Consider the following 754-nt stretch of genomic DNA (forward strand, 5'->3'; position numbering starts at 1 on the left):
AAAAACCGGCGACCGTGCTATCCCTTTCAGGGCCGACAGTCTTGAAGTGTGGTATCCATATCCCACCAAATGGGGCGGATACGATGCTACGGACGACTTTGGCTATGCACTTGTTAAAGACTGGCCCGTTATGCGTTTAGCTGAAACATATCTTCTGCGCGCCGAAGCGCGATTCAGGCGAAACAATCCTGCAGGTGCTGCAGAGGATATTAATAAACTGCGTGACAGGGCGTTTAAACTTGCCCGCACCACGAGTGGTAATGCTGATTTAGGGAAAGTCAGCGCATCCGACATCACTATTGATTTTATCCTGGATGAACGGGCACGCGAACTTATCGCAGAGGAAAATCGAAGGATGACCCTTGTGCGTATGGGTAAGCTAAAAGACCGGATTGCAAAGAACGGCGATACTTCACCGGTAGGGAAGGTCATTACCGGATTTCAGGATTATAATGTGTTGCTGCCCATACCTCTGGAAGAAATCAGGCTTAATAAAGACGCAGAATTAACTCAAAATACAGGGTACTGATTAAGAGTCAATTCAGGCCTTGAGTGGGGGCGCGGTATGTATGCCGCGCCTTTTTATTCGTTGAGAAAGTCGAGCCATCATCGGTATGATTTTCTGTTAATTAAGTATGGTATTGGGTTAATAAATAAGAACTATAATAGTAAAGTCATTCATACCTTTCATTCTTTTAAAACGGCGAATGCTTTCAATACTGCAATAAAAATCGTAAAATCGCTTCTCCGTATT

General features: G+C 44.6%; 1 protein-coding gene. It reads left to right on the plus strand.

The window, feature by feature from the left end; all coding sequences use genetic code 11:
* Nucleotides 1–529: RagB/SusD family nutrient uptake outer membrane protein (locus ACNOHI_RS24785; RefSeq protein WP_420477394.1), on the plus strand; the 529-nt coding region annotated here is incomplete at its 5' end.
* Nucleotides 530–754: the final 225 nt, after the last annotated feature.

Origin of the sequence: Noviherbaspirillum sp. ST9 (genome assembly GCF_048799745.1) — a bacterium.
GTDB lineage: Bacteria > Pseudomonadota > Gammaproteobacteria > Burkholderiales > Burkholderiaceae_D > Noviherbaspirillum.